Origin of the sequence: Agarivorans sp. 2_MG-2023 (assembly GCF_030548085.1) — a bacterium.
Taxonomy (GTDB): domain Bacteria; phylum Pseudomonadota; class Gammaproteobacteria; order Enterobacterales; family Celerinatantimonadaceae; genus Agarivorans.
In genome coordinates this window covers 487,184-506,703 of the sequence record NZ_JAUORQ010000001.1, presented here as the reverse complement: position 1 = coordinate 506,703, position 19,520 = coordinate 487,184, and the positions used below count along the sequence as shown (strand labels likewise).

Here is a 19,520-nt window from a genome sequence, read left to right as displayed (position 1 = left end):
GGAAAATATGGAACCGCAGGACGCCTGGTTAGACAGCATTGAATGGATGTGTCGCCATTTCGGTCAAAGCTTTAATCGCTTAACCCTATTACGTGGTCTTCCTTTGGAAAATGGACAGCTAAATGCTGATCTTTTCGCTCGTGCTTGTCAACAAACAGGCCTAAAAGCGGTTCCAGTAAAACTAGAACAAACCCAACAATTTAGCGGCGTATTGGTAGCGCTAGATAAACAACAACAGTTACGGATGGTGACCGAAATCAACCAACAAATGGTTAATTATCAGTTTTCCAACAAAAATGCGGTCTGCCAACAAACCTTAAAGAACTTTAAAGCCGAAGTCTCACATCAGCTTTGGCTCATCAGCCCTACAATCGCCAAAGACACCAGGGTGGAACAGTTACACGATACCAAACAGCAACACTGGATAACACAAGCACTCAATGAGGTAAAACCTTGGTTTAGAGACTTACTCTTAGCGTCAGTGTTTATCAATTTACTGGCGATGGTTGTGCCGCTTTTCACTATGAATGTTTATGATCGAGTGGTGCCTAATCAGGCGTTCAATACTTTATGGACATTAGCAATAGGGGTAAGCCTTGCGCTGCTTTTTGATTGGTTGTTGCGTAAAGCGCGCAGCAATATTACCGACATGGCCGGCAAGCAAATAGATAACAAGCTTTCCGCAAGCATTATGCAAAAAGTGCTAGGCATGAGCTTAGAGAATAAACCTCAATCAGTAGGGGCGTTTTCTCGACAAATACAAGACTTTGACAGTGTGCGCGAGTTCTTTACTTCAATAACCCTTGTCACCTTAGTCGACCTCCCCTTTACCTTGTTTTTCTTAGTGCTAATTGCCTGGCTAGGTGGGCCAATGGTGTTTGTCCCGTTAGGCGTATTAATTGGATTGCTCAGTTTTAGTTTACTGATGAAAGCTAAGATCGCGGCCAGCATGGAGCAAAGCGCTAAGCTGTCAACTCAACGGCAAGCTGAGTTATTTGAAACCTTATCTAGTTTAACTGAAGTAAAACAATTCAACGCCGAAGGCGCTAGCCAACGAACTTGGGAGCAAACCACCAGCCAAATGAGCGATTGGCAAATACGCTCTAGGCACCTAAGTAACTTAGTGAGCCATTCAATCGTTACCAGCCAACAAGTCGTCACTATTGGCTTGGTAGTCATCGGTGTATACCGTATTTCTGAAGGGCTTTTAAGCATGGGTGGTTTAATTGCCATTGTAATGTTGAGTGGTCGCGCAGCTGGTGCCATTAACCAGCTATCCATGCTTATCTTACGCTATCAACAATGCCGCTCGGCCATTCAAGGTTTAGAGCAAGTTATGGAATTACCTCAAGAACACAAGCCAGAGCAAATTATTCAGCCCGGTAGTTTCAAAGGAAAATTGGTGTTTGATAAAGTCAGCTTGTGTTACCCAGAGCAAAACTTTAATGCGTTAAGCAATATTGAACTGCAAGTGATGCCAGGCGAGCGACTGGGCATAATAGGTAGTGCTGGATCGGGGAAATCAAGCCTGATTTCTTTAATGGCTGGCCAATATTCTCCCACTAGTGGGCAAATACTTTATCAAGATATTGATTCGTCGATGTGGCCTCCAATCGTACTACGCCAACAAATAGGCTGGTTAGGGCAAGATGCTCATTTGGTATTCGGTAGTGTTATACAAAACATACTGTTAGGAGAATCTGAATTAGACGAACAAAAACTCGCATCGGTCATTAGCCAATCTGGTCTTCAAACCCACCTTGAACGTTTAAGTAATGGTCTCGAGAGCCAAGTAGGTGAACGCGGAATGTTGTTGTCGGGCGGACAGCGTCAAGCGGTAGCACTAGCCCGAGCTCTATATAGACAACCCAAACTGCTGCTGTTAGACGAGCCTGTAAGCTCCTTGGATAACAATAATCAAAGTTTGATAAAGCAAAGCTTAAGCAAGCTACCTCGTGATATGACAATGGTAATAAGTTCCCACCAACAAAGCTTATTGAGTATTTGCGACCGAATCATTGTACTTGAAAGAGGACATTTGGTCGCTAACGACAAGGCTTCGGTAATACTGGGACTTCAATCCAAAAAACGTCACTCAGTGAGTGTGGTGAGAGAGGCGAAGCATGACTAGTCAACTTGCCTGGCAACAACAACGCTTAGCCCAACAATCTCGCCTCATTGTATGGCTCTGCGTGGGACTGATAATTAGCCTAATTGTATGGGCAACTTTAGCCACCTTAGATGAAGTAGTCGTAGGCGATGGCAAAGTCGTTCCCTCTTCCGCTATCAGTAAAATTCAAAGTTTAGAGGGTGGAATTGTTAAACAGCTATATGTAGAAGTGGGTGATCAAGTGAGTCAAGGTCAGACTCTACTATCCCTAGAAGATACTCGATTTAGAGCAGCATTTTTGGAAAGTGAACAACAGCGAAGTACCCTGCTCGCTCAAGAAACCAGACTTATTGCAGAACTTGCTAGCGTAAGCATAAATACCAGCCCGAATGATTGGACACAGCAAGTAACAGTGAGTCCTAAACCTCTTGAGTTTATAAACCAAAATCATCGTGCACAAACCAATTCGAGCGCGAACTTTGCACAACGGATCCGCCAGCTAAATGCGCAACTCGAAGAAGCGACTTTAAGTGTCGAGCAACATCAACAAGCGCTAAACGATGCCATAGGTAATCAACAAACCCTGCAACATAGCCTAGTGGTGGTAGAGCAAGAAATATCGATGTTGGAAGATGTTGTCGCCAGCGGCGCCGTAGCAAAAGTTGAATTGCTTAAGCTACAGCGCGACAAAATTCAGCTTAATGGGGATATTACTAGCGCTCAACTAATGGCAAGCAAACTTCGAGCGGCCATTAATGAAGCCATTTTAGAGCGAAGAAACATTGCCGTTGAGTTTAGAACTAAAGCACAGGCTCAGCTAAATGAGGTATCGGCCAAGTTAGCGCAGTTAGATGAAAGCCAACGAGCAGTAGCCGACCAACTTAATCGAACCAAACTCACCTCGCCTATTGAGGGCACAGTAAAAGACATACTAGTGCGGTCGATTGGCGGCGTGATTCGCCCCGGCGAAGCTATTATGGAAATTGTCCCGCAAGATAGCCAGCTCATTATAGAAACCAAAATTGCACCTAAAGATATCGGATTTATCCACGAAGGCTTGCCAGCGATGGTGAAGTTTACTGCGTTTGACTTTGTAGTGTATGGCGGACAAAAAGGCACCGTTAGCTACGTAAGCCCCGACGCCTTACAAGAAGAAGATGGTAGTACCTATTACAGGGCACACATTCTACTCAATCAAACAGCTAATCCTAACTTGCAGGTAATCCCAGGCATGCAAGCCATGGTAGACATATTAACCGGGGAAAAATCAGTATTGGGCTATTGGCTTAAACCCTTACTCAGGGCTAAAGCCAGTGCTCTTCGTGAACCTTAACGGATGAGGAAAAGGAATGCGTTCATCTGTAATAATTGCCGCTACTTGGCTACTTAGTGTAAATGCAACTGCACTATCCATCGAAGAATCAGTCGCTTACGCCATTGACTACAGCCCTGATGTGGCAGGCCAATATGCCCGCTTTCAATCAGTATTACGAGATGTAGATGGCGCCCAAGCAGACTACCTTCCGCAACTGAATGTATATGCTGCTGCAGGTTACGAAGACACCTACTATAACAGTGGTGTACAAGTCCCTAGTGACGAGCGCAATCTAAATCGAACTGAGGTTGGTATAAAAGCCTCTCAGTTAATCTTCGACGGTTTAAAAACCAACGCCAATATCTCGCGTTTAAGTTACGAAGCGGAGTCAGAACGCTTGCTGCTTTTGTCTGACGCTGAAAACGTCGCCTTAGACGTGATTAGAGTGTATTTGAACACCCTTAAAGCACAAACGGTATTAGAGCTTAGCCAACGAAACGTGCTAGAGCACCAAGAGATTTATAACGATATTCTAGAACGTACCCAAAATGGTTTAAGCAGTAATTCCGATTTAGCCCAAATATCAGCACGAGTGGCCACATCTAAAAGCTCTACGATAGCCGCCACTAATAATCTTTACGATCTACAGGCTCAGTATTCTCGGTTGGTGGGTCGACTTCCCGAAGACTTAGTAAAGCCACAATTTGACTATCAGCTAATACCTAACAATAAAGAACTAGCCATACAGCAAGGAATTGATACCCATCCAGAGATTCAATCTGCGATGGCAGATATTGAAGCAGCTCATCAAGAAACTCGCCGTGAACGAGGCAACTATTACCCAGAGTTTAACCTTGAAGCTGTAGCCAACAGAAATGACAACGTTGGTGGTATTCGAGGACCCGACCGCGACGCGCGAATAATGCTAACAATGAGCTATGACATTTTTAGTGGTGGGCGTACCACCGCGAATACGGAAGCCGCGGCTTGGCGCAGTGAGCAAGCTAGAACCACTCGAATACGAGCCCAACGCGAAGTAGTTGAAGGCACAACATTGGCTTGGCATGCGTATGAATTACTTGCCCAACAAAAGCAATTACTTCAAGTAAATGTAGACGCAGCCAAGGCCGCTGAGCTGGGTTACGTAGAACAATTTAATGTGGGGAGGCGAAGTTTGCTTGATGTGCTTGATGCCAAGGTGGAGGTATTTTTGGCCCGCAAAAACTATATTGAAACGGACTACGAACACACCCTTGCAGCCTATCGAATATTAAATGCGATGGGTCGCTTAACCTACGCATTGAGAGTTGAATACCCTGAGCAATGGCAAACGGAGACTAAACAATGAGCATTAAAAATACCATTCTCATGACGGTTTGTTTGCTGGTTATAGCCTGCGCCAAGCAACCAGATACTCAAGTCACTCGCCATCAAATCGACGATCTTAGAGATCATGACAATGATGGGGTTATCAATCAACGCGACAAATGCAGGGAAACCCCTTCCGGTACGCTGACAGATAACAATGGCTGTGCTATTTGGCTAAGTGAACAATCCATTGCCATTCATAGCGTGTTATTTGACTTAGATAAGTCCGAGATTAGGAATGATCAACATGAGCAGATACAACACTTAGCGCTAACTTTACAGCAAAACCCGCAACTGCAAGTGACACTGATAGGTGATACAAGTAGTGAAGGCAACGAAACCTACAATCATCGGCTTGCTCAACAACGTACCGATGCAATTACCCTAGCCTTAACAAACCAAGGCGTTGATAAGCAGCGAATACTAATACAAGAGTATTACCAAGATACTGATTACACTCATCAGCTGAAACAGCGGAAACGACGAGTCATTGCGGTTCTTAAAGAACAGCAGTTACAGGCTCAAACGCAGTGGACTATTTATAGTTCTGAAAAGGCAACATTGCGAGGAGTTGAACAATGAAGCTAATCCACAGTTTTCTTTGGTTCACCATGCTGATTACTTACTTAGCGCAAGCAGATGCCCAGCAGCGTATTTTAGTTGAACACGAACTTGTAGAACCCATGATTGAGTTGATAAAAAGCGCTGAACTCGCTGAGCAATTAGGCATTATAAAAACCACCACAGTAAGCCAAAGCTTTATTGAAGGAAAAGGTCGCGTAGGTATTAGTTCTCAGCGATGGTTAGACAGTGACATGGCTGAGTTTGTTAAACGTTATGGTTATCAACCTATTGAGTTGTTTTTTAGCTCCGACGCTGCTGCCATACTGGTGCATCGAGACAATCCAATAAACGCTATCGATATGGCTTCTTTAGAGCAAATATTTGCCTGCCAAACAGAGGCTACCACGCTAAATTGGAACACTATAAATACCAGTTATGCTAATAGCCCTATTCAACGCTATGCGGTTAGTGAAGAGCTAGATCAACATCGAAAGTTTAACGAATTAGTAGCCTGTAGCGATGGCAAACAAAATGCCGCAACTCAAGTCAGCACATCGCAACTCCTGAGCACACTGGATAAACAAATCGATGCGATTGCTTATACGCTTTACCAAAATAATTTTGACCAAGCAAAAGCACTACAGTTAATCGATAAGCAAGGCGACTATTTCGATTTAAATCACGAGACCATATTGTCGGGTCGCTACCCTTTGGCCAATGTTTACTATATGTACCTTAACGTAGCCCCCAACGGCAACTACTCTCATTCGTCATATAGACAGTTTGTTCAATACGTACAAACAGATGATGCCCAACAGCGCATGCTTAAGTACGGCTTTATCCCGTTACCTGAAGAGGCTTTACACCGAAATCTGGTGACATTACAGCAAACCAGTCCAGAAATAGCTGGAGGCTATAAATAACAAATAGTAAAGGCGGCATGGCCGCCTTTACTATTAGAAGCCTATTCATAATATTGGAGATTGGCTTAGGGGAGACCAAATGGTCGTTGATAAAGTCACTAATCAGGGTAGATAACTTTGTTCCACTCAGGAATTGGCGTGTTGTAAGGGTTAATTCGCCATGGTCTTGGCTTAGTTTTTTGCTTAATAACTTTGCAATATAAACTTAAATCATGGGTTCGATAACCCTGTGCCAGCTTGAAGTTTTCTTGTTTATCTTCAATCTCCATCCACACAATATCTGGACCTGCAGAAAGTTGACAGCGTATAGGTTGATCAGAATTTGAGGTTACCGTGGCTTTTAACTCGTTCCCTTCTAAGTTGGTAGTCAGGTTTCCAGGGTAAGCAAACACAATCGTCGGGCTCAAGCAAAGAGCCGCAGAAATTACTATGGTTTTCTTGCTTACTGAAAAGCCCATCTACTTTTTCCGCTTTTTTAGCCACTGCACTAGCTTGTTATTAGCCATTCTAATTTCACCTAAAGTTTTTTCATGAGCGGCAAAATTAGTCGATTTAGGTACCGCTACACGTTGTGATGAGTATATTCCAGTGTGTCCACTAAAATAGTAAGCAACAAAACAAGCCACAGCAAAATACAACAAGTGGTCAGAGCCGAAAAGTTCAACCCCCATAATGGTACAAGCCAAAGGTGTATTGGTAGCCGCCGCAAATACTGCGATGAAGCCAATTGCCGCAAATAAATCAACAGGAGCGCCCATTATCCAGGCCAAAGTATTACCCAGAGTGGCACCGATAAAGAACAACGGCGTTACTTCTCCTCCTTTAAAACCTGCGGCTAACGTAATTGCGGTAAGTAATAATTTGAGCATCCAGCTATACCACTCTGCACCGCCTTCATTAAAGGCGCTAATAATACTTACGCCGCCCTCACGATAACTATTAACCCCCAAACCTATATAGTCCTGGTTTCCAATTAGCTTAACAATACAGACTACAATTACTCCACCAACGATTGCGATCAAGTAAGGGTTTTTGATGGTGTGTTTGAAGATGTCTTTAAACATAAACACCGACTCGCCAAATAGGTATCCAACAATACCAAAAGCGATGGAGGCAACGAGTACTTTACCTAACATAAGTAAATCAACATGAACCACATGTTCAAACAGCATTACATGCTCTAGGAAATCTATTTTGTATTGAGTATGCGGCGTGCCCCAGGCAGTACACACTACATCGGCTAAAATAGCCGCAAATAAGGCGGGTATGACGGAATCAAATCTTATTCTTCCTACAGCCAGAACCTCTAACGCAAAAATAGTGGCTGCCAAGGGAGTGCTAAACAACGCAGAAAAACCAGCGGCCACCCCGGCACTTAACAAAATTTGGTAGTCGCGACCGGTTAGCTTAAACATCTTTCCGTAGGCAGCACTACAAGCACCGCCAATTTGAACCGCGGTGCCTTCACGCCCAGCTGAGCCACCAAATAAGTGGGTGACTACCGTAGATATAAGCACCAACGGGGCCATACGGGCGGGGATACCCGCTCCAGGCTGATGGATTTCATCAATGATTAAGTTATTACCAGATTCGGAGTTTTTGCCAAAGCGGCGATAGATAAACACCACCACCACACCAGCAATAGGCAAAAAGTACAACAAGTAAGGATTGTCTGCGCGAGTATGGCTGGCGTAATCTAACAACCATAAAAACAGCGCGTTTAGTGAACCAACCACCAAAGCCAGTGGTATTAGCAATAGTAGCCAACGTAATAGTACAAACAAGGAGCTAGGGCTATTGGGTAACGGGCTTGGCATTAGAATTCCTTTGCAGCATATGGCCGTGCGGCTTTTCGTCAAAACAAGAAACTACCGTAACGCTGCTTGTTTTATTATTACTTAAAGTAACAACATAGCGAAGCTAAGCTAAGTTGTATAGTTTTGCGGAAACAAAAAAGCGAACCGAAAAGGTTCGCTAAGTACTTGTTTAATAACTTTGACTTAATCAGCTAAGTCAGTAAATACCTGTTTAAATTGCTGCATACCCTCAGCAATAATGTCATCTTCAATCGTTAATGCTGGCAAAAACCTAATCACATTGCCGTAAAAACCACAGGCCAACAAAATCAGTCCATACTCAGGGGCTTTCGCGATGAGTTGCTGAGTAAGCGCAGTATTAGGTAGATTCGCATTGCCTTCTGTCACTAATTCAATGGCGATCATCGCACCCGAAATTCTCACTTCAGCGATCAAATCAGGAAACTGCTTTTGTAACTGATTCAAGTACTCGCCAAACTGCACTCCTATTTGCGGTGCCCTCTCCACTAGTTTGTCTTTTTCAATTAAATCAAGCACAGCTAAGGCCGCTGCACACGCGACAGGCGACCCACCATAGGTTCCGCCTAGCCCACCCGGTAACGGTGCATCCATTAATGCACTTTTACCTACCACTGCCGATAAGGGGAACCCTCCAGCAATACCTTTAGCCATCGTGATTAAATCAGGCTCGATCCCAGCGTCTTCACAGGCGAACATTTTACCAGTACGGCCAAACCCCGTTTGAATCTCATCAACTATCAGTACAATGCCGTGTTCATCGCATAGTTTACGTAGCGCTTGCAACAAAGACTTAGGCGCAGGATAAAACCCACCCTCTCCTTGAATCGGCTCGATGATAATGGCAGCCACATCTTGTACCGCGATATCTACTTTAAACAAGTTATTCAAGGCGACTAGGCTTTGTTCAGTGCTTTGCCCATGTAGCTTTGTAGGAAAAGGCACATGGTAAATATCTCCTGCAAAGGGGCCAAATAGGTGTTTGTAGGGCGTAATTTTACCGGTTAATGCCATGGTGAGATTAGTACGACCATGAAAGCCACCATTGAAGGCCACTACACCTCTGCGTCCAGTGGCAGCACGGGCAATTTTTACCGCATTTTCTACGGCCTCTGCGCCAGTGGTAACAAACATCGCTTTTTTGTCACTTGAGCCAGGCGCAAGTTTCACCAACTTTTCAGCTAATGCTACGGCACTTTCGTATGGATTCACCATCACACAGGTATGGCTGAACTTATCGAGCTGATCCTTTACTGCTTCAACCACTTTAGGATGACTATGGCCAGTATTACAAACTGCAATCCCGGTACCAAAATCTATATAACGGCGACCTTCCACATCCCATACTTCAGCGTTTAAGGCACGTTCAACATAAACAGGGTAAATATTGCCTTGCCCTCTCGCGAATACTTTTTGTTTTCTTTGTTGTAGTTGTTGATTATTCATTAGCAATATCCCTATTTTCTAAGCGTTTAAGCCGCCCATACACAAATACTTAATTTCGGTGTAATCATCTAAACCGTATTGCGAGCCTTCGCGCCCACTTCCCGATTGCTTTACCCCGCCAAAGGGGGCTGCAGCGTTGGAAATAATCCCTTCATTCACGCCTACCATGCCAAACTCGAGGGCCTCGCCTACTCGCCACACCCGCCCTATATCTCTGGTATAGAAATAGGCCGCTAAGCCATACTCAGTATCGTTAGCTAACTGGATAACCTCAGCTTCATCGTCAAACATTATCAGCGGCGCTACCGGGCCAAATATTTCATTTCTAGCGATAGGCATGTCGTTAGTCACATCAGTCATGATAGTTGGTTGATAAAAATGGCTACCAGCATGATGAGCTTCACCACCACTAAGGATTTTGGCACCAGCAGACACCGAATCAGTCACCAATTCATGAACATTAATTTTGGCTTGCTCACTAATCATTGGGCCAATCACTACATCATTAGCTAAGCCATTACCCACGGGTAATTGGGCTAATGCAGCAGCCAGTTTTTCGGCAAATACTTTATAAACACCTCTTTGTACAAAGAATCGATTTGCGCAAACACAGGTTTGCCCGGCGTTTCGATATTTCGATGCCAAAGCCCCCTGTACAGCAGCGTCTAAGTCTGCATCATCAAACACTATGAACGGGGCGTTACCACCGAGTTCCATAGAGACTTTTTTAACACTACCAGCGCACTGAGCAATAAGCTGTTTGCCAACAGCAGTAGAGCCCGTAAAGGTAAATTTTGCCACGTCAGTGCTTTCGGTCAGTATTTTTCCCATACCTCGAGCGTCTTCACCCACTACAACATTAAACACACCAGCCGGAATACCGGCTTGGTGGGCTAATTCAGCCATCGCTAAGGCAGACAAAGGCGTTAATTGCGCAGGCCTAACCACAAAAGTACATCCTGCAGCTAATGCAGCCGCGGCTTTACGCGCGATCATTGCGTTAGGAAAGTTCCAAGGAGTTACCGCAGCCACAACCCCTACCGCTTGCTTAATCACTAAGATGCGTTTATCTGACGCGGGTCCTGGAATTACATCGCCATAACAGCGTTTTCCTTCTTCGGCAAACCAATCGAGGAACGCCGCGCCGTAAGCTATCTCTCCTTTTGCTTCGGCTAAAGGCTTACCTTGCTCTTGTGTCAAAATTAGCGCTAGATCATCTTGGTGCTCTAACATTAACTGGTACCAACGCCTAAGCAATGTGCCTCGCTCGTTAGCAGATTTGCTGTTCCAAGCCTTAAAGGCCGACTTAGCCGCTTCAATAGCGAGTACAGTTCCATCTATACCGGCATCATCAACCAAAGCAATAGTCTGTTGGTTAGCAGGGTTATGCACTGCAAACTGCTTGGTAGAAGCGTGCCACTGTCCATTGATGTAAGACTGCATTTTTAACAAAGCACGATGTTTGATAGCTTCCATTGCGTGATTCTCTATAGCGACTCAGACCGTTAACACTTATTGAATACCAATTAAAAACAATGTTAAATATCAAACAATAAAACTTTAGTTTGAACTAGGTAAAACTATGTTAGACCCAATCAACGGTAAACAATTAAGTGAATACGACCTACGTTTATTAAGAGTGTTTAAAGCAGTTGTCGAACATGGTGGTTTTGCTGCCGCCGAAGGGTTTTTAGGCATTACACGTTCAACAATCAGCGTACATATGTCGAGTTTAGAAAGTAGGATGAACTTAAAGCTATGTGTACGTGGGCGCAGTGGGTTTGCGTTAACCGAGCGTGGCCAAGTGGTCTACCAGGCGTGTTTAAAACTATTTGCATCGATACAAGAGTTTGGCTCGTTAGTTGACAACTTAGGCAAAACCTTAAGCGGTGAACTGATTATCTTGTATTCAGACCTGTTAGATAGAAGCAGCATTATCAACCTTGGCAAAGCTATTGCGGCTATCAAACAAAAAGCGCCACGGTTGTGTGTTTCGCTAAACATGGATACCGTCGCTAATATAGAATCAGCATTAATCAACAATACAGCCCATATTGGTTTTTACCCGGCCTACCGAAGTATTGATGGCCTACAAAGTGAAGTGGTATTTAGTGAAACTATCTATTTATGTGCCAGCCAGCACTCTCCTTTATATCATCTGAGTGATACCGACATTGACCCGAGCATATTGAGTCAATACTCCGCCATTCACCCTGGCATTGAATTAAACCCTAAAGGCCGCAAGCAACTGCAACAGTTAAACTTTGGCGCAAAAGGCTACCAATTTGATAGCCGCTTGGCCTTAATATTATCCGGTGCTTACATCGGGTATTTACCTAAAAGTGAAGTTAAACCCTACCTAGACAATCAAGACATTAGATTGATTAATGCCACGGAGTATTGCTACCCCTTTGAGTTGAGCTTGGTACACAAGGTTAACCCTAACGATAAAGAAAAGGTGCAATTGGCTATGTCTGAGCTTTCTCTAGTGTTTAACCATCAGCAGAGTAAGCATTAAACTCTTTGTTAGCCAACTTGCTTGTGCTGCATGGTTGCAATAATGGCTTCATCGGTAGACAACATAGCAGTTTTAGACATAAGGCCCAGCTGAGTAATACTGTCATCAGCCGACTCGAAAACAATGCCTTGCTGAGAAGACACACAGCGGCCCGCAACAGCGAGTATCGCCGATTTAACTGCGCTACTTGCACCGGTTGATACCTTCATGGCACAACCTGCTTTTGCTCCATCACAAAACACACCAGACACATCACCAATCATAGAATTGATAGCCCGGTGGATAGCCGCTAAGTCACCTTTTAGTAACCAAGTAAGTGCTGCGGTAGAACCCATTGCGGCCGTGGTAGCAGCACATAACGCGGATAGTTTATTTTGCTTAGATTTAACATAAATGGCGACTAAATGGCTAAGCATTAGCGCGCGTACGTATTGATCATCGTTTAGATCGCGTAACTCAGCAAAGGCAACAATTGGCATAGTTGCAGATATACCTTGATTACCACTTCCAGAATTGCTCATCGCAGCTTGATGAGCGCCGCCCATGCGCGCATCTGACGCCGCGGCGCCCAAACGCATTGCTCGTCCGAGTAAGTCATCGCTTAGTAGGCCCTGATCCATTTGGCTTTGTAAACTAGCGCCTAGCCCTAAGCCAAAGTTGCCGCTTAAACCGGTATCGGCGAGGGCTTTATTTAACTCTGCCGCGCGTTTAATGAAGCTTATGTCAGCTAAGGGAACCGAGGTTATAAATGCCAAAATATCGGCAATCGTTAAGCTTAAGCTCTGCTCGCTAGTTGAGCTCGTGCATTGTACATTTTCTGCTTGGTAAACAAGGTCACCATTCACTACCATATATTCGAAACGGGTATGCGCTTTTGCAATGCACACTTCTACATGCTTATCAGCCAAACTTGCGTTTACCACGGTGTAAAGTACATCGTCATTGCTAACCATCGACACCGACACACGCTTTTCGTCTAAAAGCTGATTTGCCCTAATCAAGCCTTGATCACTGATCGTTGCAAGAACCTCTAAACCTTTATCTGCATCGCCTGCAGTAGCACCAACTGCTGCGGCAATAGGCAAACCGGCTTTACCGGTACCAGGTACAAATACCCCCATGCCATTTTTATATAAGTTGGGAGTAACCTTAATGGTGAGATGATCGGGAACCCCACCCAGTAATTCGCTCGCCTTAGCGCTCGCTAAAGCAACAGTGACTGGCTCGGTGCAACCTAATGCCGGTACCACTTCCTTTTGTACTAGGTCTATATACTGTTGCCACTGATTTACCATCATGAATTCTCGGTGATTTAAGATACCTATATGATATTTTTAGTGGCTTAGAAAATGTTGGCGTTTTTGGCTATGACCAGCCAAATGGAGACATTATTTTTCAACTATAATCTAAAATTGGCAATATATTTCTAACTTTATATTGATGTAAGAAATCAAGCCCCAGGAAAAGGGCTTGAGGAGGAAGACCGATAACTACCAATCCACGCCTTTTCTAGCTTTAATACCAGACTCAAAAGCATGTTTAACGTTTTTAACTTCCGACACAGTATCCGCCAGTTCTATCACTTTACGATGACAAGCGCGTCCAGTAACCACTACAGACTGTTCTTTAGGGCGTTGCTCAATGGCGGCTACCACTTCATCTACGTCTAAATAGTCGTAACTCAACATGTAAGTTATCTCGTCTAATAACACCAAATAAATAGACGGATCGGCTAACCATTGCTTACAACGTTGCCACACTTCTTGCGCAGCTTGAGTATCCAATTCTCGATTTTGAGTTTCCCAAGTAAAACCTGTCGCCATAACAGCGAATTCAACACCATTCTTTTCTAGCAAATTTCGCTCACCACACTCCCATCCGCCTTTAATAAACTGCGCGGCAACAGCCTTATAACCATGGCCAGTTGCACGCGCAACGTTGCCGAAGCCAGCGGTTGATTTACCTTTACCGTTTCCGGTTATGACTAGCAGCAAGCCTTTTTCGATTTGCGCATCCTCTACCTTTGCATCAACGCTAGCTTTTAGTTTTTCCTGACGCTGCTGGTGTTTCTCTTGATCTTTACTCATCCCTGCTCTTCACTTGTTACCCATTTGTTGGCAAGTGTAGCCTGAGCTAAAGCCAATAAACCAGTACTGTTTCTCTAGAATAGCTATAAACCTTTGGGTATAGTGCTTTCACGATAAATGATGGAAGCCTTTATGTTTAAAGATAACCCTCTATTAGCCCAATTGAAGCAGCAAATTAGAGAGACGATTCCAACTGTTGAAGGTGTGGTTAAAGCCACCGAAAAAAACTTTGGATTCCTTCAAACAGATAATAAAAAAAGCTACTTCATCTCTCCCCCTATGATGAAGAGGCTAATTCATGGCGACCGTATTAGCGCGGTCATTCGTGAAAACAGTGGTAAAGAATCAGCTGAACCAGAAGAGCTAGTCGACGCAGCACTTGATACCTTTGTAGCGCGCGTAACTTTTGTAGACAAGCGAACCAAACTACAGGTAGATCACCCTCTAATAAACCAAGCCTTGAATGCCAAAGTTAAAAAAGACAGTGGTTTTTCAATCAAACAAGGCGATTGGGTGATGGCTAAGCTGCTGAAACATGCACTTAAAGACGATCATTTCCAAGCTGAAATCGTAGAGTTTATTGCAGAAAGTGACGATAATTTTGCCCGCTGGAAAGCGACCACGCTTAAACACCAGCTCGCATGGGATCAGCCAGAATTTGCTGGTGACTTAAACATCATTGATCCAAACATTGAGCGTAAAGACTTACTTAATGAATTGTTTTTTACTATTGATGGTGAAAGCACTCGAGACATGGATGATGCTGTATCAATCAAACGCGATGCAGACCATTGGACGCTAAAAGTAGCTATCGCCGACCCTAGCGCATATTTGGAAGAGCAAGGTGAGATAGAAAAAGCCGCTGTAAAACGTGCTTTTACTCTCTATCTCCCAGCCCGCACTGTGCCGATGATGCCAAGTAAATTGGCCAATGAGCGCTGCTCATTACTTGCTGAACAGCAGCGGCCGGCATTAGTTTGCGAAATGAAGATTGGTTTTAATGGCGAGCTACTTAACAATGCCAACTTCTATTTAGCTAATGTACAGTCTAAGCACAGACTTAACTACAATCAGGTTTCAGATTTTATAGAGCAGACGAATCTAGAACTTGCCCAGCATGAAGAACTCGCTATCGCTCTTCAGCAACTGGATTTAATGAGCCAGCAACGTTACCAATGGCGTGAACAAAATACCTCAGTTTTTGGAGACCAAGCAGATTACGAGTTTGTTTTGGATAACAAAGGCCAAGTGATGGACATTTTGCGCCAGAATCGCCGTAGCGCCAATCGCATGATTGAAGAATCAATGGTTGCTGCAAACATATGCGGTGGACGTTTCTTGGATGAAAATTTAGGTCGCGGTGTATTTGCTAGCCATTCAGGCTTTAAAGAAGAGAAACTAGACAGCCTAGTTGAACTACTTGGCAGATTTGAAATATCGGTAGAGCGAGATAAGCTCAATGATCTAGAGTACTTCTGTCAGTTGCGTCGTAACATTATTGCTAGCGGCAACAAAACCTTAGATCAATTAGTTAAACGACATTTCAATTTTAGTATTTACAGTGAAACTTGTTTGCCTCACTTTGGTTTAGGTGAAGCAAAGTACGCCACTTGGACCTCTCCAATCCGTAAATACAGCGATCTACTTAATCATCGTTTAATTAAGTCGGTGCTTAACGGAGAAACGCCAAACTCACCGTTGTCTGAATCACTAGCTGAACATTTAAGCGACTGCAGAAAGCGCCAACGTTTTGCCGAACGTGAGATGGCCACTTATTTATACTGTGAGTATTTTGCTGAACAAGATCCAAACATTGGCTTAGAGGCAGAAGTGACCAATATTAATCGCGGTGGTTTAAACATTCGATTGTTAGCCAGCGGCGCGTCGGCATTTGTTCCTAAAACAAAGCTTGCAGACAAAACTGAAGACTTAAGCATTGAAAGTGAGTTAGGCACTATCACTACCAAAGATAAGCAGTTTAGTCTTGGTGATATCATTGAAGTAAAAATCACTGAAGTGAAAAAGCTACAGCAATCAATAGTAGCTAGCCCGGTTTAAACCAAGATACCTAAAATTAAAAAAGCCAGCTATAAGCTGGCTTTTTTAATAATGACAAACATTAACTTGGGTTACGTAGCTCTAAGTAATCTAGAGCAATTTCGGCAGCTTCAGTTAAAAATGCATCATCTAGTTCTAAATCTTTCGGCGCATCTTCTAAATCTTTAACGGGTTCTTTACCTAAGCGAACTAAGCGCTCATTTAATCGAGCTAATTGTTTCTGCTCTTTTTCATCCCGTTGCGCGATACGTGATTTTTCACTTAAGCTAACCGACACCATATCTTTATCTTTGCGGTAGTCGGCTATGTCGCTAACGATATATTGAAATTCAGTATCATTGGCAATTCGTGCTGAATGCTTTTTATCTAAGGCTTCAATATAAGGACTAACGTCACCTAATAGCTTGTACTGAGCGGGCTTTATCTTGTCCCAAGGTAGTGCGTTATCTTCTACGCTTTCACCAGTTTCTTCTGGTAACAAAGCTGAAGGATAAGATATATCAGGCACTACACCGCGGTGCTGAGTACTACCACCATCGATACGATAAAACTTAGCAATTGTGTATTGAACATGACCTAACTCATTTTCGTACAAATCGTAAATTCGGCCTAAACCACGATGCTGCTGAACAGTACCTTTACCGTAACTTTGTTCGCCTATAACCAGTGCGCGCCCGTAATCTTGTAACGCAGCAGCAAAAATCTCTGATGCTGAAGCACTATAACGGTCAATTAACACCACCATTGGGCCGCTGTAAGTTACCGAATTACTCGTATCATTGTTAACGGTAATGCGGCCCAGCTGATCACGTACTTGAACTACAGGCCCTTGCGGAATAAACAACCCGGTTAACGCTGTTGCCTCGGTTAACGCACCACCGCCATTTCCACGTAAGTCAACAATCAGTGAGCTGATGTTTTCTTCGTCAAGTTTATTGAGCTCTTTGCTAGCATCTTCACTTAAGTTTACGTAAAAGCTCGGTACGTTAAGTACCCCAACTTTCTTACCATGTAGCTCAATAACTTCGCTTTTGGCGGCGCGGTCTTCCAGACGAACCTTGTCGCGAATAATATCAACAACTTTAGTTTTGCCATCGACTTTGCCACCCGATGCCAAGATTTCTAAACGAACAGTGGTTCCCTTAGGGCCTTTAATAAGATCGACAACGTCATCTAAACGCCAGCCGATAATATCTACAATCTCATCTTCGCCTTGGGCAACTCCCACAATCTTGTCTTCAGGACCTAGTTGATTACTCATTGCAGCAGGGCCGCCAGGTACCAAACTACGAATAACCGTATATTCATCTTGACCTTGCAACACCGCTCCAATGCCTTCAAGAGATAAATTCATCTCCATTTTGAAGCGCTCTGCAGTGCGAGGAGACAAATAGCTGGTATGCGGTTCAATGCTACGAGAATATGCATTCATAGCCGTTTGGAAAACATCTTCACTGCTAGTTTGCACCAAACGTTTAATCGCACTGTTATAGCGTTTAGCTAACACCTCTACAATTTTGTCGTGGTCTCGGCCCGCAAGCTTTAAGTTAAGCGCGTCGTACTTAACCTTTAAACGCCACAGTTCTTTTATCTCTGCTTGGGTTTTAGGCCAGTCTGCTTCACTACGGTCAAATTGGAAGTCTTCGTCTTTAGTAAAATCCATCGGTTCATCGAGAACCTGTAATGAATAGACTAATTGCTGGTAACGACGTTTAAGGGACAAATCAAACATAGAGTAAAGCGGTTCTAAACGCCCTGCTGGTATGTCTTGATCTAAACTGAATCGGTAGCGCTCGAAGCGAAGAAAGTCTTCCTCAAGAAACAAGCTGCGATTGTAATCGAGCTGTTGTACGAACTTATCAAACATTTCGCTGGAAAGTTCATCATCGAACGGAACACTGCGGTAGTGTGAACGGGAGTATAAAGCGCTGATCCTTTTAGCCGCTGTTGCATGTTGGCTTTGCTGGCTTAATGTGGGTAGCGCGTCTTGTCCTAATGTAGGCGTTTGAGCCAACAACAGAGTTGAGTAACTAAGCGTTAAAAAAAATAGCCACAGACGGCTCAAATATTTCATAGGCACCTATTCTCACTACTAAATACGATTATGCGACGATATGTTCTGCTTTTACTTTAACTAACATACCGCTTTTAAGTGTAACAGCAATGCCATCTTTTGTTACTTCTGAGATCTGGCCCGGCATTGGTGTTTTTCCAACCAATACACGTACTTGCTTCCCAGCAACTAAATCTTTACTGTCGATTTTTTCAATCGGCTTTTTCTCTACCGCTGGTTTATTGGTACTTTGTTTCGGTTTACTAGTACGTTTAAATTCAGCTTTAGCCTTACGTTCGCCAGATTTATTTTTGTCGGCTTTTTCGGCCTGCGCTTTCTTGTTAGCAAAAGCTTTATCTTTGCTTTCTTTCAAGGTTTTTTGCGCGTGTTCTACATGCTCTTGCTCAATTTCAGCACCTTCAACACCGTCTAAGTCAACTCGCTTAGAACCCACTTTAACGCCATGTAGGTAGCGCCAGCTTGAAGTGTATTGGCGCAGTGCCGAGCGAAGTACAGTATTACTAACTTTCTCGTCTTCTTTTAGACGTTCAGCTAAATCCTGAAAAATACCAATTTTAAGTGGCTTAGCTTCACCTTCTGTAGAGAAACAGTTAGGAAATTGCATTGCCAAATATTGAATGACTTCTTTACTATTTTTCAGTTTATTAGTTTGTTCCATGATGACCTTTCTTAAACATCTCTTCTGGTACAGCGACAGGGCTGATTTCGGCTATTATAGTGAGCGTATATTGAAAAGCCATTAAAAATGCACATCCGCCAAGTTATTTTCCAGCACGTTAACTAAATGCTCGATACCAATTTGGTCATCGGCACCAAAACGGGAAAGCTTAGGACTATCAATATCGATTACCCCAAAGAGTTGTCCATTTAAACGGAATGGCACCACAATTTCAGACTCACTCGCGCTATCACAAGCGATGTGGCCAGGAAAACTATGAACATCAGCCACTCTTAGAGTTTCTTGCTGAGCAAATGCCTCGCCACACACACCTTTACCTACAGTAATAGAGGTACAAGCAGGTTTACCCTGGAACGGGCCCAAAAATAATGTGTCTTTGTTTTGGTTTGTTAAATAACAACCAACCCAATTTATATCGCTTAGCTCTAGCCACAATAAAGCAGAAAAATTTGCTAAGCTTGATATGTAAGGTAGGTCTTTGTCTAAAATAGCGTCTAACTGTTTGCCAAGCGTGATATAACGTGTTGATACCTGTTCCAAGCT

The 19,520-nt window shown here is 43.7% G+C and carries 16 protein-coding genes; 7 read left to right on the top strand and 9 right to left on the bottom strand.

Features of this window, described 5'->3' with window-relative positions; all coding sequences use genetic code 11:
• Window positions 1–7 precede the first annotated feature (7 nt).
• From Q4549_RS02185 to Q4549_RS02165, 5 genes are read left to right on the top strand one after another with little or no spacing between them, the layout of a single operon-like run.
• Complete coding sequence (locus tag Q4549_RS02185; RefSeq protein WP_303552809.1) at window positions 8–2,131, top strand: type I secretion system permease/ATPase; 2,124 nt, start codon at window positions 8–10, stop codon at window positions 2,129–2,131.
• Window positions 2,124–3,443, top strand: a complete 1,320-nt coding sequence (locus Q4549_RS02180; protein ID WP_303552810.1) for an HlyD family type I secretion periplasmic adaptor subunit — start codon at window positions 2,124–2,126, stop codon at window positions 3,441–3,443. The genes Q4549_RS02185 and Q4549_RS02180 overlap by 8 nt, the downstream gene beginning before the upstream one ends.
• A 16-nt stretch (window positions 3,444–3,459) precedes the next feature.
• Window positions 3,460–4,773, top strand: a complete 1,314-nt coding sequence (locus Q4549_RS02175) for a TolC family outer membrane protein (RefSeq protein ID WP_303552811.1) — start codon at window positions 3,460–3,462, stop codon at window positions 4,771–4,773.
• On the top strand, window positions 4,770–5,375 hold the full coding sequence (locus Q4549_RS02170; RefSeq protein ID WP_303552812.1) for an OmpA family protein: 606 nt from the start codon (window positions 4,770–4,772) through the stop codon (window positions 5,373–5,375). Before Q4549_RS02175 ends, Q4549_RS02170 begins: the two co-directional genes overlap by 4 nt.
• Window positions 5,372–6,280 carry a PstS family phosphate ABC transporter substrate-binding protein gene (locus tag Q4549_RS02165; protein ID WP_303552813.1) on the top strand — a complete coding sequence of 303 codons (909 nt, stop codon included), beginning with the start codon at window positions 5,372–5,374 and terminating at the stop codon, window positions 6,278–6,280. The genes Q4549_RS02170 and Q4549_RS02165 overlap by 4 nt, the downstream gene beginning before the upstream one ends.
• A 98-nt stretch (window positions 6,281–6,378) precedes the next feature.
• Here Q4549_RS02165 and Q4549_RS02160 read toward each other — a convergent pair whose 3' ends face one another.
• The 4 genes from Q4549_RS02160 to Q4549_RS02145 form a co-directional block, all read right to left on the bottom strand.
• On the bottom strand, window positions 6,379–6,687 hold the full coding sequence (locus tag Q4549_RS02160) for a hypothetical protein (protein ID WP_303552814.1): 309 nt from the start codon (window positions 6,685–6,687) through the stop codon (window positions 6,379–6,381).
• Window positions 6,688–6,738: 51 nt separating this feature from the next.
• Entirely contained in the window at window positions 6,739–8,097 is a 1,359-nt protein-coding gene (locus Q4549_RS02155; RefSeq protein WP_137673275.1) for a voltage-gated chloride channel family protein, read from the bottom strand.
• A 183-nt stretch (window positions 8,098–8,280) separates the two neighbouring features.
• Window positions 8,281–9,561 carry a 4-aminobutyrate--2-oxoglutarate transaminase gene (gabT, locus tag Q4549_RS02150; RefSeq protein WP_303552815.1) on the bottom strand — a complete coding sequence of 427 codons (1,281 nt, stop codon included), beginning with the start codon at window positions 9,559–9,561 and terminating at the stop codon, window positions 8,281–8,283.
• An 18-nt stretch (window positions 9,562–9,579) separates the two neighbouring features.
• Window positions 9,580–11,037, bottom strand: coding sequence for an NAD-dependent succinate-semialdehyde dehydrogenase (locus Q4549_RS02145; protein WP_303552816.1), 1,458 nt, complete (start codon window positions 11,035–11,037; stop codon window positions 9,580–9,582).
• 106 nt (window positions 11,038–11,143) lie between these two features.
• On the opposite strand from Q4549_RS02145, the gene Q4549_RS02140 reads away from it, so the two are divergent.
• Window positions 11,144–12,079, top strand: a complete 936-nt coding sequence (locus Q4549_RS02140) for a LysR family transcriptional regulator (protein ID WP_303552817.1) — start codon at window positions 11,144–11,146, stop codon at window positions 12,077–12,079.
• An 8-nt stretch (window positions 12,080–12,087) separates the two neighbouring features.
• On the opposite strand, the gene Q4549_RS02135 is transcribed toward Q4549_RS02140, so the two are convergent.
• Both Q4549_RS02135 and cobO read right to left on the bottom strand, forming a co-directional pair.
• The gene (locus Q4549_RS02135; protein ID WP_303552818.1) at window positions 12,088–13,377 is read right to left on the bottom strand and encodes a serine dehydratase subunit alpha family protein; all 1,290 of its coding nucleotides are present in this window, start codon (window positions 13,375–13,377) and stop codon (window positions 12,088–12,090) included.
• Between the two features lie 192 nt (window positions 13,378–13,569).
• Entirely contained in the window at window positions 13,570–14,166 is a 597-nt protein-coding gene (gene cobO, locus Q4549_RS02130) for a cob(I)yrinic acid a,c-diamide adenosyltransferase (RefSeq protein ID WP_303508862.1), read from the bottom strand.
• A 132-nt stretch (window positions 14,167–14,298) separates the two neighbouring features.
• Here cobO and Q4549_RS02125 point away from each other — a divergent pair, with 132 nt between their 5' ends.
• Window positions 14,299–16,224 carry an exoribonuclease II gene (locus tag Q4549_RS02125; protein ID WP_303552819.1) on the top strand — a complete coding sequence of 642 codons (1,926 nt, stop codon included), beginning with the start codon at window positions 14,299–14,301 and terminating at the stop codon, window positions 16,222–16,224.
• A gap of 61 nt (window positions 16,225–16,285) precedes the next feature.
• Here Q4549_RS02125 and prc read toward each other — a convergent pair whose 3' ends face one another.
• The 3 genes from prc to Q4549_RS02110 form a co-directional block, all read right to left on the bottom strand.
• On the bottom strand, window positions 16,286–18,298 hold the full coding sequence (gene prc, locus Q4549_RS02120) for a carboxy terminal-processing peptidase (protein ID WP_137673281.1): 2,013 nt from the start codon (window positions 18,296–18,298) through the stop codon (window positions 16,286–16,288).
• A gap of 28 nt (window positions 18,299–18,326) precedes the next feature.
• A complete protein-coding gene (proQ, locus tag Q4549_RS02115; RefSeq protein ID WP_303508856.1) occupies window positions 18,327–18,956 on the bottom strand; it encodes an RNA chaperone ProQ in 630 nt (209 codons plus the stop codon).
• Between the two features lie 81 nt (window positions 18,957–19,037).
• Entirely contained in the window at window positions 19,038–19,517 is a 480-nt protein-coding gene (locus Q4549_RS02110) for a GAF domain-containing protein (RefSeq protein ID WP_303552820.1), read from the bottom strand.
• Between the last annotated feature and the right edge of the window lie 3 nt (window positions 19,518–19,520).

Coding starts and splice junctions, on each gene's coding strand:
- Q4549_RS02165 (WP_303552813.1), top strand. CDS start 5,372: ATGAAGCTAATCCACAGTTTTCTTTGGTTCACCATGCTGATTACTTAC.
- prc (WP_137673281.1), bottom strand. CDS start 18,298: ATGAAATATTTGAGCCGTCTGTGGCTATTTTTTTTAACGCTTAGTTAC.
- Q4549_RS02185 (WP_303552809.1), top strand. CDS start 8: ATGGAACCGCAGGACGCCTGGTTAGACAGCATTGAATGGATGTGTCGC.
- gabT (WP_303552815.1), bottom strand. CDS start 9,561: ATGAATAATCAACAACTACAACAAAGAAAACAAAAAGTATTCGCGAGA.
- Q4549_RS02180 (WP_303552810.1), top strand. CDS start 2,124: ATGACTAGTCAACTTGCCTGGCAACAACAACGCTTAGCCCAACAATCT.
- Q4549_RS02145 (WP_303552816.1), bottom strand. CDS start 11,037: ATGGAAGCTATCAAACATCGTGCTTTGTTAAAAATGCAGTCTTACATC.
- Q4549_RS02140 (WP_303552817.1), top strand. CDS start 11,144: ATGTTAGACCCAATCAACGGTAAACAATTAAGTGAATACGACCTACGT.
- Q4549_RS02135 (WP_303552818.1), bottom strand. CDS start 13,377: ATGATGGTAAATCAGTGGCAACAGTATATAGACCTAGTACAAAAGGAA.
- Q4549_RS02175 (WP_303552811.1), top strand. CDS start 3,460: ATGCGTTCATCTGTAATAATTGCCGCTACTTGGCTACTTAGTGTAAAT.
- proQ (WP_303508856.1), bottom strand. CDS start 18,956: ATGGAACAAACTAATAAACTGAAAAATAGTAAAGAAGTCATTCAATAT.
- Q4549_RS02125 (WP_303552819.1), top strand. CDS start 14,299: ATGTTTAAAGATAACCCTCTATTAGCCCAATTGAAGCAGCAAATTAGA.
- Q4549_RS02170 (WP_303552812.1), top strand. CDS start 4,770: ATGAGCATTAAAAATACCATTCTCATGACGGTTTGTTTGCTGGTTATA.
- Q4549_RS02155 (WP_137673275.1), bottom strand. CDS start 8,097: ATGCCAAGCCCGTTACCCAATAGCCCTAGCTCCTTGTTTGTACTATTA.
- cobO (WP_303508862.1), bottom strand. CDS start 14,166: ATGAGTAAAGATCAAGAGAAACACCAGCAGCGTCAGGAAAAACTAAAA.